We start from the raw sequence: 1,130 nt of genomic DNA on the forward strand, positions 1-1,130 counted from the left end.
CAAAGAAAGCACGTGCTGATCTTCTAACTTGTCGAGCAATCGTTTCGCCAACGTTTCATCCAGCGCCACGTCTTGAAATCCAGCCCGCACTTTGGCTACCAAATTAGGAATCAGCTGCAATAATTTTGCACGTGCCTCTGGCTCCTTGGGATCTGGGCAAAGCGACCAAACAAGCTGAGTCACAACGTCTACCGCCTCATGCCACGCTTGACTGTCTGCGCCTTCGCGCAAATATTTAAACACTAATACATTGCTCCAGGCGTCTTTCAATAACTCCATTCCCAGATCAGGAACAGCGCGCCCGTCAATCGCTTTGTTAATAACCTCCTGCGTTGCCAGACGCGCTTCAACGGCTGCCGCTTTGCCTTTCTCGGAGTCTCTTGTACGCTGTTCAACCAGCAACCCCCTGCGGCGCTCAACATCAACAAATTGATTGAAGTCTTCTAGTAGCTCCTGAAACATTGTTACGTTATCGTCAAAACCGTCTGTTACTTGCTCGACAATACTCTCGAGCTTTTCCTTGTAACGATCTCTTCGACCACTTCTTGGCGAAGTCCAGCCAATCGCAGACGATGCAATCTCGTTGAGTAGTTTACGTGCGGGGTGTCCACCCTTACTGAAGAAGGTTTTATCGATCAGTGCTACTTTGAGAAGTGGNATTTGCAAGCGAGAGATTATTGCCTTCATCTCAGCCTGAAGCTGCCTGTCCTCAAGAATGAACTCAAACAACATCGAAATCAGGTTGATAACATCAGCATCGACATCATTACACACCTTGCCTTGCTCTGAACCACCTAAACGCGCCGCGAGCAATGCCTGAAAATCGATAGACTGATTTGGCGTAATGAAGTTAGCAACGGCTTCATGGCCATTACTCTGAAACAATGACAGCGTATTTAAAATATCTTGATGAGGTATGACTTTAAGATTCGGCATACCCGCTGCGGACGTTGCGCCATTTGTCATTGGCTGCCCTTGCGGGTGGAGCAGTTGACGAAGCACGTTCAAATCAAAGCCAACGCCATCGCTCTCATTGCGCGCACCATTCGGCGAAACATCTTGTTCAGGTTGCTGAGACTTGTCCGCAGAACCGGATTGCGCACTCTTTGAAACCTTATGGGTAGGTTTAT

Annotated in this window: 1 protein-coding gene; it reads right to left on the reverse strand. The window is 48.4% G+C overall.

Annotation, left to right across the window (positions count from 1 at the left end):
* The coding region (locus A3750_RS14930; RefSeq protein ID WP_156498613.1) for a DUF1631 family protein at window positions 1–1,130 on the reverse strand (1,130 nt) is incomplete at both ends.

This window comes from Oleiphilus sp. HI0079, from assembly GCF_001635105.1.